The sequence below is a fragment of the Bacillus sp. BB081 genome, from assembly GCF_008368895.1.
GTDB lineage: Bacteria > Bacillota > Bacilli > Bacillales > Bacillaceae_G > Bacillus_A > Bacillus_A wiedmannii.
Genome location: NZ_QOZX01000005.1, coordinates 142,154 through 161,484, shown reverse-complemented (window position 1 = coordinate 161,484; position 19,331 = coordinate 142,154). Strand labels below are relative to the sequence as shown.

The window sequence follows — 19,331 nt, the reverse complement described above, 5'->3', positions numbered from 1 at the left end:
AAACAACTTATGTTTTCAATCAATTTGATAACATTGATTTATAAGGACAGATTCAGATAATGAGTGTTTGCCCCATCGCTATCAACTAAAAAAACAGGTCCCCCCCAAAACAGTAAAAATAAATAGATTGCTTCTCAATTTAAGTATATTTTAAGTGTTAATATTTGCCTAATAATATTATAATTTATATATCAAAAATATAATTGAGGGTTATAACTGTTGTGCCTTTAAAACGGACAAACGGGAACAAATTATTTTTAATGATTATGATGTTACGTTATTGCAAAGATTAATAGAGTTAAAAAGTATGCCACAAGTTACATTGAAAGATGCTTGCAAATTACTCTTAAAAGAAGTATTGAGAGAATTAAAAAACACAGTAGAATTACAACAAAAGCAATTACAAAATCAAAATGAACAGATAGCCCAATTAACAAACTTATTGGAATCGCAACAAAAGTTATTAACTCATTCTAATGCTATAGAAAAACAACAGGTTACTGATCGTGATAAAGCTGTTATGACTGTTATGCGAGAACTTCAAGAAGTAAAACAGATGGTTGCGGCAAGTAATGAAAAGAAATGGTATCAATTTTGGAAGTGATTTGCTGAGTCATAGCGTTTATGCCGTGAAAGTTCTTTGATGATGAGGGTTCGGAGGCTCGTGGTCAAGGGAATCGTGGAATAAAAAGCGAGGACGGACCCCAGGACAGGGCAAAAACCAAGGTCTTCGCCAAGATTTGTGGTTTTATTGTTAGAAAAGGCGAATAAGAATATAGCATACATACAATAAGGGAATGCAGTATAGATCAGTCTATAAGCATTCCCTTATTATTCTTTTGGTTTTAAAAATTGGGATTTTAAGTAATTAAATGAATTTGAAATGATATTATTTACAATGTATAAAGTGTTTAGAAGGAGAAGGAGAATGAAAATGAAGATATTACGGAGTAAAACTACTTGTTTTGGAATAGGAATGAATATTATTTTTTGTATAGCAATATATATATATATTGCTTATTATAATGATTTTATTTATTTGGATTCTGGTAATTTACATAGAAGTCTTGGAGATGATATTACATATATTTTATATGCTTTATTAGTTCCTTTGGGTGGTTCTATTATATTTTCGTATATTGCTTTAGGTAAAAAAGAATATAGTAAAGGGGTATTAATTTTTAACTTATGTTTTTCGATATTTTTTATAATTTTTATTGGAATTTGGTTTGTTTGTCTTTTGATTTCGTTTTAATATGTGGTTTTTAGGGGTGGTTATTTTGGTTTTAGGATTCTTTAGATAGAGAATTAATATAGAAAGATAAAAAGGAAATGCAGTATAGATCAGTCTACAACCAATCCTACTCTTTACAAAAATATATCAACGATTATTCAATTATATCGATCGTAACTCCGAATATATCAACGATTCGACACAACATATCGACTTACCGACAAATTTCGAGTGCGCTATCCCCTAAACTAACAACCAATCCCACACCACGTCCACCTACAAAGAAAAAAAGCACCAGGTCCCCTAGTGCTCTCCCTCTAAAACAAATGACAAGCCACTTGATGCCCCTTCGCAATCTCAACCATCTTCGGTACTTCCTGCGCGCATTTTTCAGTGGCGAATTTGCAGCGCGTTCTGAATTTGCAGCCAGATGGTGAGTTTAGTGGGCTCGGTACTTCTCCCTCTAGGATGATCCGTTCTTTACCAGTGTTTGTTGGATCTGGTTCTGGCATAGATGAGAGTAGTGCTTGTGTGTATGGATGTGCCGGTTTTGTGTATAGATCTTCGCTGTCAGCAATTTCTACTATGTTTCCTAAGTACATGACTCCGATTCGGTCTGATATGTGTCTTACCATCGATAGGTCATGTGCGATGAATAAGTATGTGACTCCTGTTTCTTCTTGAATGTCTTGCAGCATGTTTACGACTTGCGCTTGGACTGAGACATCGAGTGCTGAGATCGGTTCGTCACATAGAATGAAATCTGGTTTTACAGATAGTGCGCGTGCGATGCTGATGCGCTGACGCTGGCCCCCGCTAAACTCGTGTGGGTAGCGATATAGGTGTTCTTCTTTTAGTCCTACTTTTTTGAGAAGGTCTAGAATGATTTCTTTTCTTTCTTCCGTTGTGTAAGAACCGTGAATGTTCATCGGTTCGCTAATAATTTGGAATACATTCATTGCCGGGTTTAATGATGCGTATGGATCTTGGAAAATGATTTGCATTCTTTTTCTATATTCTTTTAGTTCACTTTCCTTTAAACTTGCGATGTCTTTTCCGTCAAATAAAACGTTACCTGAAGTGACATCGTGTAAACGAATGATGCTTCTTCCTGTCGTTGATTTTCCGCAGCCCGATTCTCCTACTAATCCGAATGTTTCACCTTTTTTAATTGTGAAGCTTAAGTCATCTACTGCTTTTAATTGCTCTGTTTTCCTGCCGAATAGTCCCTTTTTAATAGGAAAATACTTTTTTAAGTTCCGAACTTCAATTAAGTTTTCTTCACGCATGTAAATCACCTACTGTCTTATCGTTTAACCAGCACATAGAACGTCTTTCGTTTCCAATTTCAAAATATGGAGGACGTTCTTTTTCACAAATGTCCATCGCATGCGGGCAACGCTCTGCGAATGGGCAACCTTTTGGCGGGTTTAATAAGTTTGGCGTTACACCTTGAATTGGCGCGAGTCTCTCTTTTACGCCGTTCGATATTTTCGGCAGAGAGTTTAATAACCCTTTCGTATATGGATGATTTGGTGATTGGAAAATATGAAGTACAGGTCCTTCTTCCATAATAAGTCCGCCATACATAACGATAACGCGTGTACAGTTTTGTGCGACTATTCCTAAGTCATGCGTAATAAGAAGTAACGCCATGTTCGTTTCGTTTTTTAAGTTTTTCATTAAATCTAGTATTTGTGCTTGTATCGTTACATCAAGCGCTGTCGTCGGTTCGTCCGCAATGAGAAGGTCTGGGTTACAAGACATCGCCATTGCGATCATAACCCGCTGCTTCATACCGCCGCTTAGTTCATGCGGATATTGCTTTACCCTTTCTTCTGGCGACGAAAGGCCGACTTGCTTTAACAAATTGACCGCAATCTGCTCTGCTTCTTTCTTTTTCACTTTTTGATGGCGTATAATTACTTCCGTCATTTGTTTCCCAATTTTTACGACTGGATTTAGCGCTGACATTGGGTCTTGAGAGATAAGTGAAATTTGATTTCCTCTAATAGAACGCAATTCTTTTTCAGATTTAGAAAGTATGTTTTCATTATGAAAAAGGATTTCCCCTTCTTTCACTTTCCCTGGTGATGTAACAAGAGACATAACGGACTTTGCCATTACACTCTTTCCGCTTCCAGATTCCCCAACAATACCAACTACTTCTCCTTTATTTAAGCGAAATGTAACGCCGCGAACCGCTTCAACTTCGCCACTTTCTATGAAAAAAGAAGTCTTTAAATTTTTCACTTCTAGTAGTTTTTCAGACACGCTTCTCACTCCTTTCACTTAACACTTTAGTTTTCATGTCCGGCTCCTTTTGGTGCGAAAGCTTTCTTCAATGCTTCACCAATTACGTTAAAACTAAGTACCGTTAAAAGGATAAGGAATCCTGGGAAGAGTGTTAAATACCAAGCTTCACCAATATATCCTTGCGCATTGTTTAGCATGCTGCCCCAAGAAGAATCTGGTTCTCTAATACCTAAACCTAAGAAGCTAAGTGATGATTCCATTAAAATCGATGTCGCAATTGTTAATGTCGCGGCGATAATAATGGTTGATAAAATGTTAGGAATGATATGTCTTACAATAATCATAAGTGATTTTTGTCCTGATACTTTTGCGTATAAAACGTACTCACGCTCTTTTACAGATAACGTTTCTGCCCTTACGATACGGGCGGTGTCCATCCATGTTAGTAATCCGATAATAAGAACTAACGTCGTAATTCCTGGTTTTAAATACGCATTTAATAGTAGCATTAAAAAGAATGATGGAATGGACATAAGTACTTCAACAACCCTCATTAAAAAGTTGTCTAACTTTCCGCCAAAATATCCGCTAATTGTTCCAACTGCGGTACCGATTGTAATAGAAACAACCATCGCAAGGAAACCGACCGCAAGTGAAACTCGTCCGCCATATAACGCTCTCGTTAAGTAATCCCTTCCGTAATCATCCGTTCCGAAAGGATGACTCATACCCGGTTCTTGTAAGCGATCTGGAATCGACATTTTGCTAGGATCGTACGGTGATACGAATGCGAAAATTGATGCGACCGTTAAAACCGCAAGTATAATAACTCCCATTGCAACAAACTTATTTTTCGTAAAGCTATGTTTTATCGTTTGAAATCTCCTATTATTCACTCCAAATCACCCCCTCATTCGAATGCGCGGATCTACTACGCCATATAAAATATCAGCAATTAAGTTACCGAGAATTAACATGAATGATGATAGTAATGTAATTGCCATGATAATCGGATAATCAAATCTAAAAATAGCATTTACCCCAAGTGAACCAAGTCCTGGCCATGAGAATACTGTTTCCGTAATAAACGCCCCGCCTACTAAACTTGGAATCGATAATCCGAAAATTGTAATGATCGGTATTAATACATTTCGAAGTACGTGATTAAATAAAACTGTTTTCTTCGAAGCACCGTACGCATATTGAATTTGCACATAGTCTTCTTCTAATTGCTGAATTGTACTTGAGCGAATATATCTCATATAAACAGAGATGTTTTGGAACGCAAGCACCATGCAAGGCAAAATGCCGTGCTGGACAATATCCCAGACGGAATCTTGACCGACTGTACGCATACCCATACTCGGAAGAAGAGTCAACTTTAAAGAGAACAAGTAGATTAATAGTAACGCGAACCAAAAGACTGGCATTGAGATTCCCACATAAGAGATGAAGTTCACAATGCGATCAAAGATAGAATTCTTTTTCACACCTGTAAGTAGTCCAAGCGGTATTGCGATTACAAATGAGACGAGTAAAGATGATCCCATTAAGCCGATTGTTGCAGGTAACCTTTCTACAATAAGATCTAAAACAGGACGATGGTTTTGAAGTGAGTAACCAAAGTTCCCTGTTAAAATATTTTTTAACCATAAAAAATACTGCACGTAAATTGGTTGATCTAATCCTAAACTTTTACGAATACGCTCAACATCAATTGGACTCATGTTTGGCGTGACAAAGTTTCGAACGGGATCCCCCGGTGCTAGTTTTATTAATAGAAAAGAAATAATAGAAATAACAAATAAAAGCGGAATTGCATTTAAAAGCCTCTTCGCAATTACTTTATACACAAACTTCCCCCCTCAAGCTAAAGAAGCTGATTTCCACCAGCTTCTTTACTGTTTCTTATTTCACTTCATAGATCTTAGATAGATCTTCAAACATTGTGACAGGAATTGCTTTCGCTTCTTTTAATCCATCAAACTTTTTATCTACTGCAATAACTGCTTTCGGATATGCAATTGGTAGATAAGGTACGTCTTCTCTAGCTGTCTCTTGAATTTTATGATATAGCTCTGCTCGTTTCGTTTTATCTGTTTCAACTGCAGCTTCTTCCCATAACTTATCGAAATCGGCGTTTTTATATCGTGCATAATTGTATTCAGCATTACTTAAGAATAAGCTCTTATATGAATCTGGCTCAGGTCCCATTATGTAACCACCGAATGTAATGTCATATTCTTTATTCTCTTTATCTAAGCCTTTTTCACTTGCCGCACTAGCATCTAATGCATTTAGTTCAACTTCTAAGCCAACTTCTTTTAATTTTTGTTGTGTATAAAGCGCTAAGCTTTCCATGATTTTATTATTCGTTACATACATCACACGTACTTTTTCTTTATCTTTCACGCCAGCTTTCGCTAATAAATCTTTCGCTTCTTTTTTATCATACTTATAGTCTTTAATATCTTTCGCATAATACATAGCGTCTGGCGTTAAGATTGAATTTGCTGGTTCTGCAAATTCACCTGAAACGAATGCTGAGTTAATCATTTCTTTTTTATCTAACGCATGCGCAATTGCTTGGCGCACTTCTTTTTTCTTCATCAAATCTGTATTCATGTTATAAGATAAGTAGAATAATCTACCTTCAGGGAATGTCACCATTGAGAAGTTCCCAGTGCTATCTAATTTCTTAAAGTCTTGTGGCTCAATCATCTTCATGTTGATTTGACCATTTTGCAGTGAAACATTTGCTGTATTACGGTCTTTTACAACGCGGTATACGATAGAGTCTAATTTAGCTTTCCCACCTACATAATCATCAAATCGATCTAATGCAACGTACTCATCAGATTTATATTCTTTAAACTTAAACGGCCCTGATCCTACAGGCTGTAAGTTTTTCTTACTTTTCGCTAAATCTGCTTCCCCTTCAAATACATGTTTCGGAATTGGGAAGAAATCATTCATCACACCTTCGAAAGATGCGCTTACTTGTGGTAAAACGAATTGAGTTGTTAACTCATCTACCTTTTTCACCTCAAGCGGCTTTCCTTTAAAAATAAAGTTTTCACGACTTGAGCTATTTTGCTTCTCATCCAAAATAGATTGGAATGTAAATGCTATATCGTCTGATGTAATTTTCTTACCATCATGCCATTTCAAATTATCTTTTAGTTTCACTGTCCACGTTAATTGATCTTCTGAAGGCGTAAAGCTCTCAGCAAGAACAAACTTTTTCTTACCGTCTTCCATATGATATAGCGGCGCATATAAGGCCTGCTGTATCGTTAATGACACACGATCGTTCGCATAAAGCGGATTCATCGTATCTGGATTATCGCTAACACCAATCGTTAACGCCCCTCCATCTTTCGGATTCCCTGATTTACTAGTGCCCGCTTGCTTCGAATCTTTTTCCCCTGAACAAGCAGCTAATGCAATAAGTAGTATTAGGACAAATGGTAATGCAAATAACTTCTGTTTCATCTTTCGGCCCCCTCAACTGTTTATACCCATAAGAAAACTCGGAATTAATCCCGAGTTTTCTTATAAGTTTTAAATTACCACTACCCGTATGTAAAGTCAAACTTTTTCGTAAATGTGGAAAGTTTGAAATCTATTCATGCATTCTTGCGATAAGCTATATTGATGCGCAGAGCAAAATAAGTTAAAAAACTAGCAGCCTACAAAAAAGTTCTCTTAAATGATTGTTATATATGATCGAAAATGTAGAATGGGATTAAAGACAAAAAACACATTTAGGAGGTTATCATGACATTTGATGAATTGAAAAAAAACAAACCAACAACCTCATGGGTTGAGTATGATGAAGATGGGGAATTTTTCACTGAAGAAAATATAAGTGCAACAAATACAGTTCTTGACACTTACATTAACCATTTAGAGCGATTAGGTGAGAATCCAACCGAAGTCGAAGTAATGCAAGTTGTTAAAGAGGTAGTTATTAAAATAAATGAACTAAATATTGAACATGACCATTTTATCGAAACAATGGAAAGAGAAGATCTCTATGAATTTATTGATACAGCAGCACGATTAGCTGGCTTAGAATCTGAAGAAGATATAACTGAAGAATGGCGGGAATGGTAAAAAGCTGCATTTACTCCTCCATAAAAATTTGTCCCTTATTCTCCAATTGGAAAATAAGGGACAAACAAAGACAATCTACTCAGATCCCCTAAGGTTTTAATGGTTTAATATTTTGATTTTCAAGTTTGCCTTCACAAATTCCTGTTAACACTGATAATAAGAAAAACAGGCCGTAAAACGGGCGATCAATTTGATCATAAAGGTCATATGCTTCGCCAAGTAGAAAACGTTTGGATAAATACGAAGCAAATAAATTATTAAAGGGTTGTAACCCCTACTATAAGAAATACTATTATTACCAAAGGAAGAATGATAATCATAAAGGACACTATTATTGTTAATAATGCTTTCCATGCTGAAAATTGGTGTGCTTCTCCTAAACATTTTAAGGAAATAATTATTGTCCAAATTCCAATAACTATATCAATTATGGCAAAAATAAGAAACAAAATCGTTAAAGTTATGCTACTATCCATTTCCGGTGTCTCACTCGTAAAGTTTTCTATCCCAAACAAGAAAAATGAAGGCACCCAAACTAATATAAGAGAATAAACGTAAGGGATATAAGAATAGGCAACTGAGTAACGTGTTTTTTCAAAGGTACCTTGTCCACCAAGTTTTTTTGCCACCCAATTAAATAACGCTGGTAGCAAAAAATAATAAATTAAGAAAGCAACGAAGGTACCGAATATAACCATTGAGATTATTGAAAATGGACTACTTATTGAATCCGCCATATTTTTAGAAGATGCTCGATCTAAAGTCTGTACGAATGAGCCTAATAAAATGAGTAAAAATACATTCTTAGGTTTGGATATAAAAATTTCTTTCATTGTATCACGTGGTTTTGTCCAAATGGAGAACCAAGGATTAAGTGCACGTTTAAATTGATTTTCTGGAGTTTCCATAAAAAAACATTCCCCTTTCTTAAAACATATCAAATACAAATCCCTAATTATCCCAGTTAAGTATATAAAAATATTAAAGCATAAATAGTCAATTATTTAAATATAAATATTCAATTATTTAATTTCATCTGAAATTTAGGGGGAGTGCTTCTTAGCAATTACCTCTATATTGTCTTGCATTTTTAACTATGGGCTGAGTAGTTACTTTCATTTTTGAGTACCTCACATTCTTTAATACATTGGATAAACAGTTATAATCTTATCATTAATAAGAACAAACCTAATTTCCATTCCTTCAAATGTTTTACTAGAATATAATCTTCCACTTATACATCTTTTATTGCTATAAGTCTCGTGAATGGCTTCCATAAGAAGAGTGCGATTATATACTTGAAATGCAACAAATCCTCTTTAAAAGCCTATACGTATTTTCCCTCCATCTTCTATATGCTTCCGTAAATAATAATACTTATGAAGTTCTATAATCATATAAAACAAACCAAACGAAAACACTGTGCATGCACACATAAATACAATTGCCCCCATCTGTTGTGTTACAATGCTAAGAATTATATTAGCAATTAACTGCCCCAATCCCGCTGCAATAGCTGCTACTTTTACACCACCAGTTCCTTTCGATGATTTTGATTTTTTTCTTGGTTCCTGAAGTTTTTCAATATGATTTTTATAAAAATGATACAAAGCAAAACCATACAAACCAAATGAAAGAATAAAATAGATGGGAGTTTGTAATTGTAACACTTCATAGGCATATTTTTGAGTTATAACCAATAATCCGACTGAACATATGATGCCATATACTCCTCGAAATAGAGTGTATTGCAATTGTCGTTTCCGAGGATTGATAGCAATCCATATCGCCCACAAATTTAAAAAAATAACTGGAGGAGTTACTATATATACATAGAGTAATCGAAAAGGATTCGCAAAAGCAGGCAAAAGAACAAACACGTCTGCCCCCAAAAGGACAAGACCAATTACATGGACCCTTATTTCATTTACAGGATAAAGAGCCATATAATGTGCAAAAGCTTTCTTATTAAAATCTATACTTCTTTTCATGTTAATTCCCCCCTATTGTTCCAATCGGCAAAAGTTTCATAGCTATTTATTCTCTTTCCCCTTAAATTTATCCATAATATTATGAGCAACTATATTCCATAGTAAAGAAAGTGCGGTAACAAAAAGTACAGCTAAGGAAAAATAAATCCTATCTTTCCATGTATCATGTACAATCATGCCCAGTATAATCATTATTAACGCACCAACACATATAACTATTTTTGAAAATTTTCTCATTCTATTATCTCGCTTCCTTCTCAAACTTAAATGAAACTCCTGTGGAATCTATAAACATACCCACCTATTATAATCTCACCTTTGACACTTATATCATAATCACCTAATACAGGTATATAATCAGGTATCTTAATTTTAGTAATTTCCACTTCATATGTTTGCAATACTATCAACGTTTCAAATGTCCTTTATACATTCCTTATCTAATTTTTAACAATAAATCCAAACTATATATTTAAAAAAGTAAAAGCGGACTCATAAGAGCCAACTTTTACTTTTTATTTTTTAATATATCTTATGAAAGATTTAAAATTAATTCTGCTAAACTATCACAAATAACTTCGAAGCTTCTGCTTTCATAATCTTCTAATTTTACTTGTCCATTTTCATTATCTACAACTACCAAGAGACCATTAAATTCCATACCAATAGGAATATTATTCAGTTGATTATCATGTGCGCCTCGGTATCCTTGTAAAGATACATAAAAATCATGTAGTTCAATTCCTGGTATAACAGGATTTAATTCAAAATCATAACCTAAATAATTACCTCCTAAGTCTAAAAACCAATAAGAATTATAATATTCTTTAATTGAATTATGTAATTGTATCCCCAAATCTTTTTCTATATCAGAAAAATCATGAATTATATTTTTTTCTAAAGGTTTCCAGAATACGTACCCCTCTATATCTGGTTCTCCTTCATAGATAAAAGTATCTGCTTCTTCTATCCATAAAGATTTTGGCAATGAATTATTACACTCTTGCCACTCTCTAATTATTTTATCAAAACAATTTTCCATTTCATTTTTCATTTTTTTATTTACCGCCTAATGTATGATGTTCAATAAATTTCTGAAGCATTTCTACATATCCTGCATCTTTTCCCCCATGCTCCAATCGCTTTTTCTGCGTTATGAATCCCTCCAAAACCAGGATGTAGTGGCAGCGGAACACCAACAGCTTGACCACCACCAATATGGTGATGGACTAATTTAGTTCCACGTAATCCGGTAAAATCATATTGTGGAAATTCCCCTCTAAATCCTTAATGATTTATTCATATTTTGAATCCCCCTATCACATAAGTAATATCATTTCTTATTAAATTTACTGTGTATCAGTTCAAAGAATTTATTTGCACCAAATGAAATTGCGCCAATAATAAGAACACCAATAATAAAATAAATCTTTTTAAATAAGTTGTAAGGAGATAAAATAGCAACTACAAGAAGTATTATAATTGCAACGAATGTGACTAATTTTCCAACTTTAAATGCTTGCATATCAGCTTTCCTCCTTCTGGATAAAAACAGCCAATATAGTCATACATCACAGGTTCTTTAACCATAAGTTTTTGTTTCCTTCCATAGATCACAATACTTAAAATTCAATAAACCTCTTTAAAAGGTTTCATGTGTTCTACCCCCATCTTCTATATGCTTCCTTAAATAATAATACCTATGGAGTTCCATAATGAAATGAAACAACATAAACGAAAGCATGGAGTATACACACATTAATACAATTGCTACCATCTTTTGTGTTGCAAAACCAAGACTGATATTAGCAACGAGTTGACCCAATCCTATAAAAGCCAATACTCCGAAACCAGAGTTTTTTTTCGATGACTTTGATTTTTTGATTGGTCCCTGAAGTTTTTTAATATGATTTTTATAATAATGATTCAAAGCAAAAATATACAAACCAACTGAAAAAACAAAATAGATGGGAGTTTGTAATCCTAACATTCCATATGCAAACTTTTGGGTTATAACTAATAATCCTACTGAACATACGATGCCAAATCCCCCACGAAATAGAGTGTATTGTAATTGCCGTTTCCTAGGATTTATAACAATCCATATTGCCCATACATTTAAAAAAGCAACTGGTGGAACTATTATGTACATATATATCGGTTGAACAGGATTCGCAAAAGCAGGCAAAAGCACAAATATATCTGCTATCCCAATGACAAGAGTAATTATAGTTGATCTTATATCATTTACAGCATAAAGAGCCATATAATATTCAAAAGCTTTTTTATTAAAATCTGTATTCCTTTTCATGTTAATTAAACCACCCCGCTACCGTTGACCAAGCTTTTTTCATTTCCCCTTTAATACATAATGAGTAAAATATGAATTGGTTAATTTCACTAAACATATTATAAGATTTTATTATGAATTTTCAAACATCTAATCTTTCTATTGAATATTAGCATATAATCAATTCTAATCATGAAACATTCTACTTTTTCATATTTTGATTATTTCTAAAATACCGAAAATAATCCTTGAATCAAATATTTTTTCAGCGTTAGAGATATTATTCCCGAATTTAATAATAGGTGCATTTAATCCAAATCTTTCATTCCATTAATTAATCTTAATACCCAATCATCCTTTAAATATATTAAGAACGGAATATACAATCTAACATGTCATTAAAAAAGCTTATGCACGTTATACATAAGCCTTTTTACTCATGATTAGATATTTTTCAAATGCTACACCTTAAAACAAGTCTTAAAAAGATTAAATATAATAGTCAGGATTTTCATCCATTTTAATTAAAAATTCTTCTAAAGAATCCGCTATTTTCTCATCCTCAGAGTAAATAGGACATTGACCTAATTCATTTCCCTCTTTAAATTTAATGGTTAAAAAATTAAGTTCTGTTACTTCAAAAAACACTAATGATTCATCATCATCTACATCATCTAGGTTTGGATTATATTCATAAATATCTTGCCTTAAACGGAAATCTGCAACTGAAATCGGGTCCATAAATCTGTTGAAAAACGTTCTTTTATCAGACTTTAAAAACCCACAACCTATTTCTTGATAAAAGCGTTTCAGTTCTTTTGGGAGTTCCATTTGTAATAAACTTTCTGCCTCATCTATCTCATCTTGATATATAGGATAGAAAATAGTTTTTTGTTTAGAACGGACACTTCTGTCTGCTACAACATATTCTTTCAAAAAATTAAACATAATTTTTACTACCTCCTATTAAAGAAGGGTTATTTTTAACGCTTCCTCAAGCATTGTATTAAAATCATTATATGTGTTCATTACCGTACCTGATGGTTTATCAAGTTCTAAATAAGTACCGTCTGATAAGCTTTTACAAAACCACGCAATATTTGAATCGCCAAAGAAAAGATACTCTTTTTGAAATTCATTTTCATACCAAATCTCCTTGGTTTCTATAAGCCCGCAAATTGATTCGTCCCTTTCTGTATCTAACAAATAAGAGTCAACTCCATAAAGTACTAGCCCGTTAAAATCTAATCCATTTACAGTTTTAAGAAACTCCTCATATTCACTCGGTAGGTCAACATTAAAACTCTTTTTCATGCGTTCTCTTAATTTCTGAACTTCACTATCTGTTGCTGGTGTATTCAGTTTATCATTAAAACTTTTCTCTATTTTTTCAATTTCTAAAATCAAATTTTTCCACATATAAAAAACTTCTTTCTAAGAGTATTTATTCTCCTTTAGGATAGGCATTATATTTGGGTATAGACCAAGTTATATCTGCACTATCTCCATCTTGTAAGTGTCTAGTTAATGTAAACCATTGCTTCAACTTCTATCAGTTATTTTAGGACTTTCTTTTACATATTTGCCTCTGAATCCCATACCTCTACAAATTCAAAACCTTCTAAATCACTCTCTAAAACTACATTTCTAAATTCGTCAGACACAAAAACAGCAGTAGGATGAATCCTTTTATTTACATATACTTTAAAAATCACTTCATTTTGAATAACATTAGGAGTAAATGCAAATTTTTCACACCCTATTATTAAACCTGTAATTAGTTTTTTAAAAATTGCTTTATCACTATCAATTGCATCTAATACATTTAAAACATGAACTACATAATATACTTCACCTGTTGTATTATTAATAAGTGGAAGAAACTCAACGTTAGCACCTATTAAAGGTTCTAATAATTTTTTCGCTTGTTCACTAACCATTGGTGCACCAGTTTCCCCAAAAAAATAAGGAAAATCACTATGATTTCCTTCTTCTAGACATTCAATAAATATTTCTCCCCATGAATCTAGTAAAATTGTAGTGGAGTTGAATTTTCCTTCAAAATATTTCTTATCCTTTTTATAATTTAATAGTTGGAAAGACTCATAGTTATTAGATGAGCTCTTCAATTCCCAAATTTTCATTTTCCTTCTCCTTTATATTTAATCTATTCATAAATTATTTCGGGCTATTTAATTTTAAGCTGCCATCTAATAAACGTGTTCTTATGTCATGTAAAGCTGCAACAGCGTCTGCTTGAGTACCACCATATTCTTTAACTTCTTTTAGTACCTTAGTTACCTCTTTCATATAATCCGTACCATGGTTACCTATATGTAACACTTCAGTAGTCACATATTCATTTACTTTATACGGTAAAAATACTCCATTAGCAGCAGAATCATGGTGTATTCCAAATTCTTTTAATAATTCTTGTGCTTCAATAGCCCTTTTATCATTCCAAGGTGTTAGGTGATGTGCTGCATTAGAATATGGGGGTGGTTCAATCCCTGCATCCTTAAGTTCTTCACGTAATATTTTAGATGTTGTATACGAATCAGGTTTTAATGAAGTATACTCTTATGCCCAAACACTAGAAAGTACCTGGTTATTCCCTTCTCGAAAAGGGGAGCAACCCATTAGTAAAATCCAGGCTTATCGACAATTGCAAAAAGCCGGAGATTTTGCCGATGTAGAATCTATTGGTACTCATACCATGCGCAAAACCTTCGGTTATTGGTTCTATAAACAAACAAAAGATGTAGCCATGTTACAAGAAATTTCGAATCACAGCACACCACAAATTACACTTAAATACATTGGTATCAATAAAGAAGAAAAGGATGATATCCTTGATACATTTCTCCTTTAATTTCTTTTAAAATATATATCAACCTATTAAAAAGCAAATAGTAGTCTTCTTTTTCTAATTAAAATATTAAAAACCAAAAAACTAGCTTTTTTGTGACCAATTAGCACAAAATCTCGTTCTGGGGGTACAATAAAATTTTAGCTTGATGGCAATGTGGCGGTAACCCTTTTATAATGATTTTGGGTAAGTTATAAATAGTCTCTACCTATTAATATTGTATAATTCAATAAATTTGTTAAGACTGTCTTCTAATCTCTTAATTGTGTTTGGATACTTTTTTGAATAATCCTCACACATTTTTTTTAAATAATGATAAAGTGTTTGATAATCAATTATTACCTCATCACCACTGTATAATGCAAATTCTACACCTTCAAATGAATCTCCATTGGCAATATCATACTCATCCAAATCTCCTGGAAAAGTACATGCGCCATATTCCTCTCCAAATCCTACTCCTTCACAAACTGAATTGATTACCTTTAAAAATTTTTCATCATTTACCATATTAAACACTGCTTGTATAGGGAAATGAGTTAAATCTAGTAAATCCTCATCTTTTAATCTAAATTCTCTTTGCATACATATCTCTCCTCGTATATCTTTAATTTATTCTGGAAAAAAAGAAGAAATTTCTCCATCTTTATGGTATCCTCTCCAAGTTATCTCTTTACTGTCAACACCTGTCCATTCTCTTGAAAGAACTCCATCACTAGTTTTTAATTTAGCGTCATTAGCTGCTTCAATTCCACGGTTAATAAATTCCTTATCACTTATAATTTTAGGATCATAAATGGTTTTTGTGAATACTTTATTTCCATACTCTCCTGTAGGAGTGCCATCCATATTTAACTTAGGCATATTGTATTCTACTGTTTTTACACCTGGAATTTTTGAAGGTGATTCACTGACTATTTTTATATCGTTTTTAAAGAACTCTTCACTGTTGTGTGCTCCACCAATACCTCTCCTTCTTGGAACAGAGGGGTCTATGTTTTTAATATGATTTTCTAATTTAGGAGTCGCTTTAAAGGTATTATCGACTTCTTTTTTAACTCCACCACTAGATCCATTAGAAGAAGACTGGAATTTTTGAAGAGTATCCTTACCATTTTGAATTGCATTACGCCCAACAAATACACCATGTCCAACAAGACTAACTCCAGCCGTTGTAGCAGCTGCATCAAATGTAATAGCAATTGGTGCTGCTAATCCACCAGTTCCTACTGTTGCGACTAGAGTTAAAAAATTAGAGCCGCCTATGACAGTAAGACCTTCTAGAATTTCTATAATGGATGCCGCTCCTGCTATAACATTTCCCGTGAACCTTCCCGCTTGATAAGTTAACTTGCTTTCTAATTCATCATTATCAGGTGATTCTAGTCCAATAACGCTTTCGAAAGCCGCGCTGCCAGCGCCTTGAAAAAATTCTTTCATAAATTCCCAAGTACTGATAGCTGTTTTTTCATACCATGGTCTATTGGCTTCTTGTTCTCGTAAAGCAATTGCTTTTTCAATTTGTGCTTTACGAGCTTTACTTTCTGTAATTGCTTGAATAGGACCCGTCCACTCCATATTCAACCCTTGCGTACTAAATGTACCACTTGCAGGACTAAATCCTTTTCCACCTTGAACTTCAGCAAGACCAGTAGCAATACTAGATGCTAGTTGAAGGGCCGTGCTGTAGTTATTACTGGACGTATAATTGAATTCATATAGATGCTCTACTCTTTCTTGCTTTACAAGATTTTACGCAAAAAAAGACCACCAAAAGGCAGTCTCCCTCAAAACTCAATCCTATTCCCCACTCCGCGCTCCACCGCTTTCTCATACAAATACTTCGCAACAATAATGTCTACCACCGCCAAACCAACTGATTTAAAAACAGTAATCTCTTCATCATTCTCCCTACCTGCTTTTTCTCCGCTTATGATTTGTCCGAGTTCAGCGTAAATGTTGCTTGCCTCAAATAGACCTTCTTGCACTGGAACTTGGAGGTCACCTGTTTCTTCTAGTGCTGCTTCTTTTGATTCGACTACTACTTTGTTTGCATTAGCAATGGCGTGGGATGGTAATTCTTGCATGTTCGGTCTGAATGAGCCGACGGCGTTTACGTGGACGCCTTTTTGTAGTTTTTCTGAGAAGACTGGTGTGGATGCGTTCGTAGTTGTGACAATGATGTCTGCTTCGCTTATTGCTTCATTTGCATTTGTTTTAACATAAGCAGGTGTATTGAATTCCTCTTGTATGTATTGCGCAAATGCATACGCTTTTTCTTCTGTTCGATTGTATAAAATGACTTTTTCGATATCTCTTACCGCAAATACTGCTTCGGCAATTCCCTTCGCCTGTTCACCGGTCCCGATTATGCATAAAGTTTTTGCGTTATGACGAGCTAAATGTTTTGTCGCTACTCCTGATAGAGCCCCTGTTCGAATCATCGTTAAGTAGGATCCTTCTAAAAGTGCGAGCGGTTCTCCCGTTTGAAAGTCTGATAGCATCACAATTCCGTTTATCGTTTTCTTTCCTATCTTTTTGTTCTCGGGGACTACTGTTACTACTTTTAAGCCAAGTGCCTCAAGTCCCTCCGCTACTGAAGGCATAATTAATGCCGTATTTTGCTCGTTCGCAAACGGTAATGAGCTGCGAATTGGTGTAATCGTTCTTTCTGCGGAAAATTCTTTTAAAGCAAGCGCCGCGTATTCAATGACTTCATTCATATTTACTAAGTTTCGTTGTTCGTTCGCGCTTATGACTAGCATATCTTTCCACCTCCTCCTCTTATCCTAACAAAAATCCCCGATTCAAATCATCTCTTGGATCTATAACGAACTGATGAAACCCTGTAATAAATGCATGCCCCGTTACTTTCGGAACGACAGCTTCATATGTATCTACCACTGTTACCGACAATACTTCTCCCTCGAATTTCCCGTCAGTAATGCATTCGTGGACGAAAATTCCTCCCTTCTGTAAAGCATCTCTTTCAAAAAGAGTTGCGATTCTTGCGGAAGTTCCCGTGCCACAAGGAGAACGATCTACTTGCCCATCAGCGAAAATTGTTACATTTCGTAAAGTTGCATCTTTTTCTTTCGGTTCATCTGAGAAAATAACGCCGTATATTCCTTTTAAATCTTCTTCCAGTGGGTGCTTTACTTCCATTTGACTCTCAATATAGCGTTTAATTTTACCGCCCCACGTTTGAATAGCAGGTAAATCTTTAAAATCCACTTTTAAACCGAATTCTTTACTATCCACAACAGCGTAAAAAGCCCCGCCAAACGCGATATCTACTTGAAATTCATAGTTATCTATTTTAATAGGAACGTCTTTTTTGTATACAAATGAAGGGACATTCTCAAATGATACGGACTCTACTTCGCTCCCGTTATATTTTGCGTACGCAACCACTTCCCCAGCAGGGCTATCAATAATGAACTTTTGTTTCTCACCTGTCACTTCAAACATACCTGTTTCAATTCCGACTGTAATAACAGCGATAATGCCATGACCACACATCGTACTCCAACCTTCATTATGCATAAATAATACGCCAAAATCAGCGTGAGCACTTGCAGGCGGAGTAATAATACAACCGTACATACCATGATGTCCTCTCGGTTCATACATAAGAACTTCGCGAAGATGGTCCAAATTCTCCATACAGTATGCGCGTCTTTCTAGCTGCGTTTCTCCTTTTATTTCTGGCACGCCACCTGTAATAATTCGAAGCGGTTCCCCAGCTACGTGAGCATCAATTGTCGTGTACACTTTACTAACCTTCATTTCTATCTCTCCCCTATATGTTGATACTATTTTTATTGCAAATATCATGCCAACGCATAGGGTATAAATTTGTATACATTGTAAAAAAAAGCATACACTACTGTCTATTTTTTTATACAGTAGACAGTGAGTGACTCTTAGCCCGCACAAAACAAAAAAGCCATAACGTCACTACTTGAGCAAAGTTATGGTTCCTTTTTAAATTATTTTGCGGGATTTGAGCCAATATCAAATTTATATTTCACTCGGTAATTTTTCCCACTCACTTAAATACATGACATCTTGTTTTACGTTTTTCTTTTCAGGAAGTAAGCATAGAAACTCTAAAGAATTACCGTCAGGATCATAAAAATAAAGATTCGCAGTAGGTGTCCACGTCTGAACCATAGGCTCAGACGGTTCAAGACCGAAAGCAGCTCTTGGTTTTATTCCTTTATTAAGAAGCCATTCTCTTGCATGAATGATTTCTTCATAATTAACCTTGAATGCAAAGTGACTTTTATGGAATTCCTCTTCTGATACCTCCCAAATGCCCAGCATTTGTTCCTTCTTATTATCTTTATCAAACCAAAAGAATGCTACACGTCGTTCTTCAATTGTACGAGCATGAAATAATCCAAGTTTAGTATAAAATTCTTTTGCTACTTCTAAATTTCTTGTTTTAACATGTGTTTCATATAAAGTACCTGGAAACAAAGCATATTCCCCCTTTATATTTTTAGAAATTCTTACTATGAAGCCTATTTTTATAAACTAAAAATAGAAGTGATATCATATTCTTCT

Annotated in this window: 21 protein-coding genes and 4 pseudogenes; 4 read left to right on the top strand and 21 right to left on the bottom strand. The window is 34.4% G+C overall.

Going from position 1 to position 19,331, the window contains the following annotated elements:
- The first annotated feature begins 199 nt into the window (after positions 1 to 199).
- Positions 200 to 604, top strand: a complete 405-nt coding sequence (locus tag DN394_RS03840) for a DUF3967 domain-containing protein (RefSeq protein ID WP_033658791.1) — start codon at positions 200 to 202, stop codon at positions 602 to 604.
- Between the two features lie 324 nt (positions 605 to 928).
- Positions 929 to 1,255, top strand: coding sequence for a hypothetical protein (locus DN394_RS03835; RefSeq protein WP_252197126.1), 327 nt, complete (start codon positions 929 to 931; stop codon positions 1,253 to 1,255).
- A 296-nt stretch (positions 1,256 to 1,551) separates the two neighbouring features.
- On the opposite strand, the gene DN394_RS03830 is transcribed toward DN394_RS03835, so the two are convergent.
- Genes DN394_RS03830 through DN394_RS03810 form a run of 5 tightly spaced genes read right to left on the bottom strand, consistent with a single transcriptional unit; the run spans position 1,552 to position 6,985 of the window.
- Entirely contained in the window at positions 1,552 to 2,523 is a 972-nt protein-coding gene (locus DN394_RS03830; RefSeq protein ID WP_149293632.1) for an ABC transporter ATP-binding protein, read from the bottom strand.
- Positions 2,516 to 3,508 carry an ABC transporter ATP-binding protein gene (locus tag DN394_RS03825; protein ID WP_149293631.1) on the bottom strand — a complete coding sequence of 331 codons (993 nt, stop codon included), beginning with the start codon at positions 3,506 to 3,508 and terminating at the stop codon, positions 2,516 to 2,518. Before DN394_RS03825 ends, DN394_RS03830 begins: the two co-directional genes overlap by 8 nt.
- Positions 3,509 to 3,534: 26 nt before the next feature.
- On the bottom strand, positions 3,535 to 4,386 hold the full coding sequence (locus DN394_RS03820) for an ABC transporter permease (protein ID WP_001065283.1): 852 nt from the start codon (positions 4,384 to 4,386) through the stop codon (positions 3,535 to 3,537).
- Between the two features lie 6 nt (positions 4,387 to 4,392).
- Positions 4,393 to 5,343: an ABC transporter permease gene (locus DN394_RS03815; protein ID WP_149293630.1), complete on the bottom strand. Its 951-nt coding sequence runs from the start codon at positions 5,341 to 5,343 to the stop codon at positions 4,393 to 4,395.
- A gap of 55 nt (positions 5,344 to 5,398) precedes the next feature.
- Entirely contained in the window at positions 5,399 to 6,985 is a 1,587-nt protein-coding gene (locus DN394_RS03810) for an ABC transporter substrate-binding protein (RefSeq protein ID WP_149293629.1), read from the bottom strand.
- A gap of 285 nt (positions 6,986 to 7,270) precedes the next feature.
- Between DN394_RS03810 and DN394_RS03805 the strand changes: the two genes are divergently transcribed.
- Complete coding sequence (locus DN394_RS03805; protein WP_149293628.1) at positions 7,271 to 7,609, top strand: hypothetical protein; 339 nt, start codon at positions 7,271 to 7,273, stop codon at positions 7,607 to 7,609.
- Positions 7,610 to 7,866: 257 nt separating this feature from the next.
- Here the strand turns inward: DN394_RS03805 and DN394_RS03800 are convergent, their stop codons facing one another.
- The 11 genes and pseudogenes from DN394_RS03800 to DN394_RS03745 all read right to left on the bottom strand — a co-directional run bounded on the left by DN394_RS03800 (position 7,867) and on the right by DN394_RS03745 (position 14,428).
- Entirely contained in the window at positions 7,867 to 8,517 is a 651-nt protein-coding gene (locus DN394_RS03800; RefSeq protein ID WP_075313652.1) for a Yip1 family protein, read from the bottom strand.
- Positions 8,518 to 8,928: 411 nt separating this feature from the next.
- A complete protein-coding gene (locus DN394_RS03795; protein ID WP_149293627.1) occupies positions 8,929 to 9,600 on the bottom strand; it encodes a hypothetical protein in 672 nt (223 codons plus the stop codon).
- Positions 9,601 to 10,132: 532 nt separating this feature from the next.
- Positions 10,133 to 10,654 (bottom strand): SecY-interacting protein Syd, encoded by a 522-nt coding sequence (locus tag DN394_RS03785; RefSeq protein WP_149293625.1) that lies wholly within the window; start codon positions 10,652 to 10,654, stop codon positions 10,133 to 10,135.
- Between the two features lie 29 nt (positions 10,655 to 10,683).
- Positions 10,684 to 10,824: pseudogene (locus DN394_RS29295) on the bottom strand (hypothetical protein); the annotation flags it as partial.
- Between the two features lie 109 nt (positions 10,825 to 10,933).
- Complete coding sequence (locus DN394_RS03780) at positions 10,934 to 11,125, bottom strand: hypothetical protein (RefSeq protein ID WP_149293624.1); 192 nt, start codon at positions 11,123 to 11,125, stop codon at positions 10,934 to 10,936.
- An 11-nt stretch (positions 11,126 to 11,136) separates the two neighbouring features.
- Positions 11,137 to 11,229: pseudogene (locus tag DN394_RS03775) on the bottom strand (DUF4176 domain-containing protein); the annotation flags it as partial.
- A gap of 13 nt (positions 11,230 to 11,242) precedes the next feature.
- The gene (locus DN394_RS03770) at positions 11,243 to 11,911 is read right to left on the bottom strand and encodes a hypothetical protein (RefSeq protein ID WP_149293623.1); all 669 of its coding nucleotides are present in this window, start codon (positions 11,909 to 11,911) and stop codon (positions 11,243 to 11,245) included.
- 468 nt (positions 11,912 to 12,379) lie between these two features.
- On the bottom strand, positions 12,380 to 12,838 hold the full coding sequence (locus tag DN394_RS03765) for an SMI1/KNR4 family protein (protein ID WP_088121410.1): 459 nt from the start codon (positions 12,836 to 12,838) through the stop codon (positions 12,380 to 12,382).
- 18 nt (positions 12,839 to 12,856) lie between these two features.
- Positions 12,857 to 13,309, bottom strand: a complete 453-nt coding sequence (locus tag DN394_RS03760; protein ID WP_088121409.1) for a YrhA family protein — start codon at positions 13,307 to 13,309, stop codon at positions 12,857 to 12,859.
- A 155-nt stretch (positions 13,310 to 13,464) separates the two neighbouring features.
- Complete coding sequence (locus DN394_RS03750; RefSeq protein WP_149293622.1) at positions 13,465 to 14,034, bottom strand: imm11 family protein; 570 nt, start codon at positions 14,032 to 14,034, stop codon at positions 13,465 to 13,467.
- A 34-nt stretch (positions 14,035 to 14,068) separates the two neighbouring features.
- The gene (locus tag DN394_RS03745; protein WP_088121407.1) at positions 14,069 to 14,428 is read right to left on the bottom strand and encodes an AHH domain-containing protein; all 360 of its coding nucleotides are present in this window, start codon (positions 14,426 to 14,428) and stop codon (positions 14,069 to 14,071) included.
- Positions 14,429 to 14,453: 25 nt separating this feature from the next.
- Between DN394_RS03745 and DN394_RS03740 the strand changes: the two are divergent.
- Positions 14,454 to 14,762, top strand: a pseudogene (locus DN394_RS03740) (tyrosine-type recombinase/integrase); the annotation flags it as partial.
- 201 nt (positions 14,763 to 14,963) lie between these two features.
- On the opposite strand, the gene cdiI reads toward DN394_RS03740, so the two are convergent.
- From cdiI to DN394_RS03715, 5 genes and pseudogenes are all read right to left on the bottom strand, one after another.
- Positions 14,964 to 15,344 (bottom strand): ribonuclease toxin immunity protein CdiI, encoded by a 381-nt coding sequence (gene cdiI, locus DN394_RS03735; protein ID WP_149293621.1) that lies wholly within the window; start codon positions 15,342 to 15,344, stop codon positions 14,964 to 14,966.
- Positions 15,345 to 15,371: 27 nt separating this feature from the next.
- Positions 15,372 to 16,499 (bottom strand): annotated as a pseudogene (locus DN394_RS29755) (CdiA family toxin C-terminal domain-containing protein); the annotation flags it as partial.
- A 47-nt stretch (positions 16,500 to 16,546) separates the two neighbouring features.
- On the bottom strand, positions 16,547 to 17,524 hold the full coding sequence (locus tag DN394_RS03725; protein ID WP_149293620.1) for an ornithine cyclodeaminase family protein: 978 nt from the start codon (positions 17,522 to 17,524) through the stop codon (positions 16,547 to 16,549).
- A 19-nt stretch (positions 17,525 to 17,543) separates the two neighbouring features.
- Positions 17,544 to 18,596: a proline racemase family protein gene (locus DN394_RS03720; RefSeq protein ID WP_149293619.1), complete on the bottom strand. Its 1,053-nt coding sequence runs from the start codon at positions 18,594 to 18,596 to the stop codon at positions 17,544 to 17,546.
- A 186-nt stretch (positions 18,597 to 18,782) separates the two neighbouring features.
- A complete protein-coding gene (locus tag DN394_RS03715; RefSeq protein WP_000483913.1) occupies positions 18,783 to 19,244 on the bottom strand; it encodes a VOC family protein in 462 nt (153 codons plus the stop codon).
- Positions 19,245 to 19,331 lie beyond the last annotated feature (87 nt).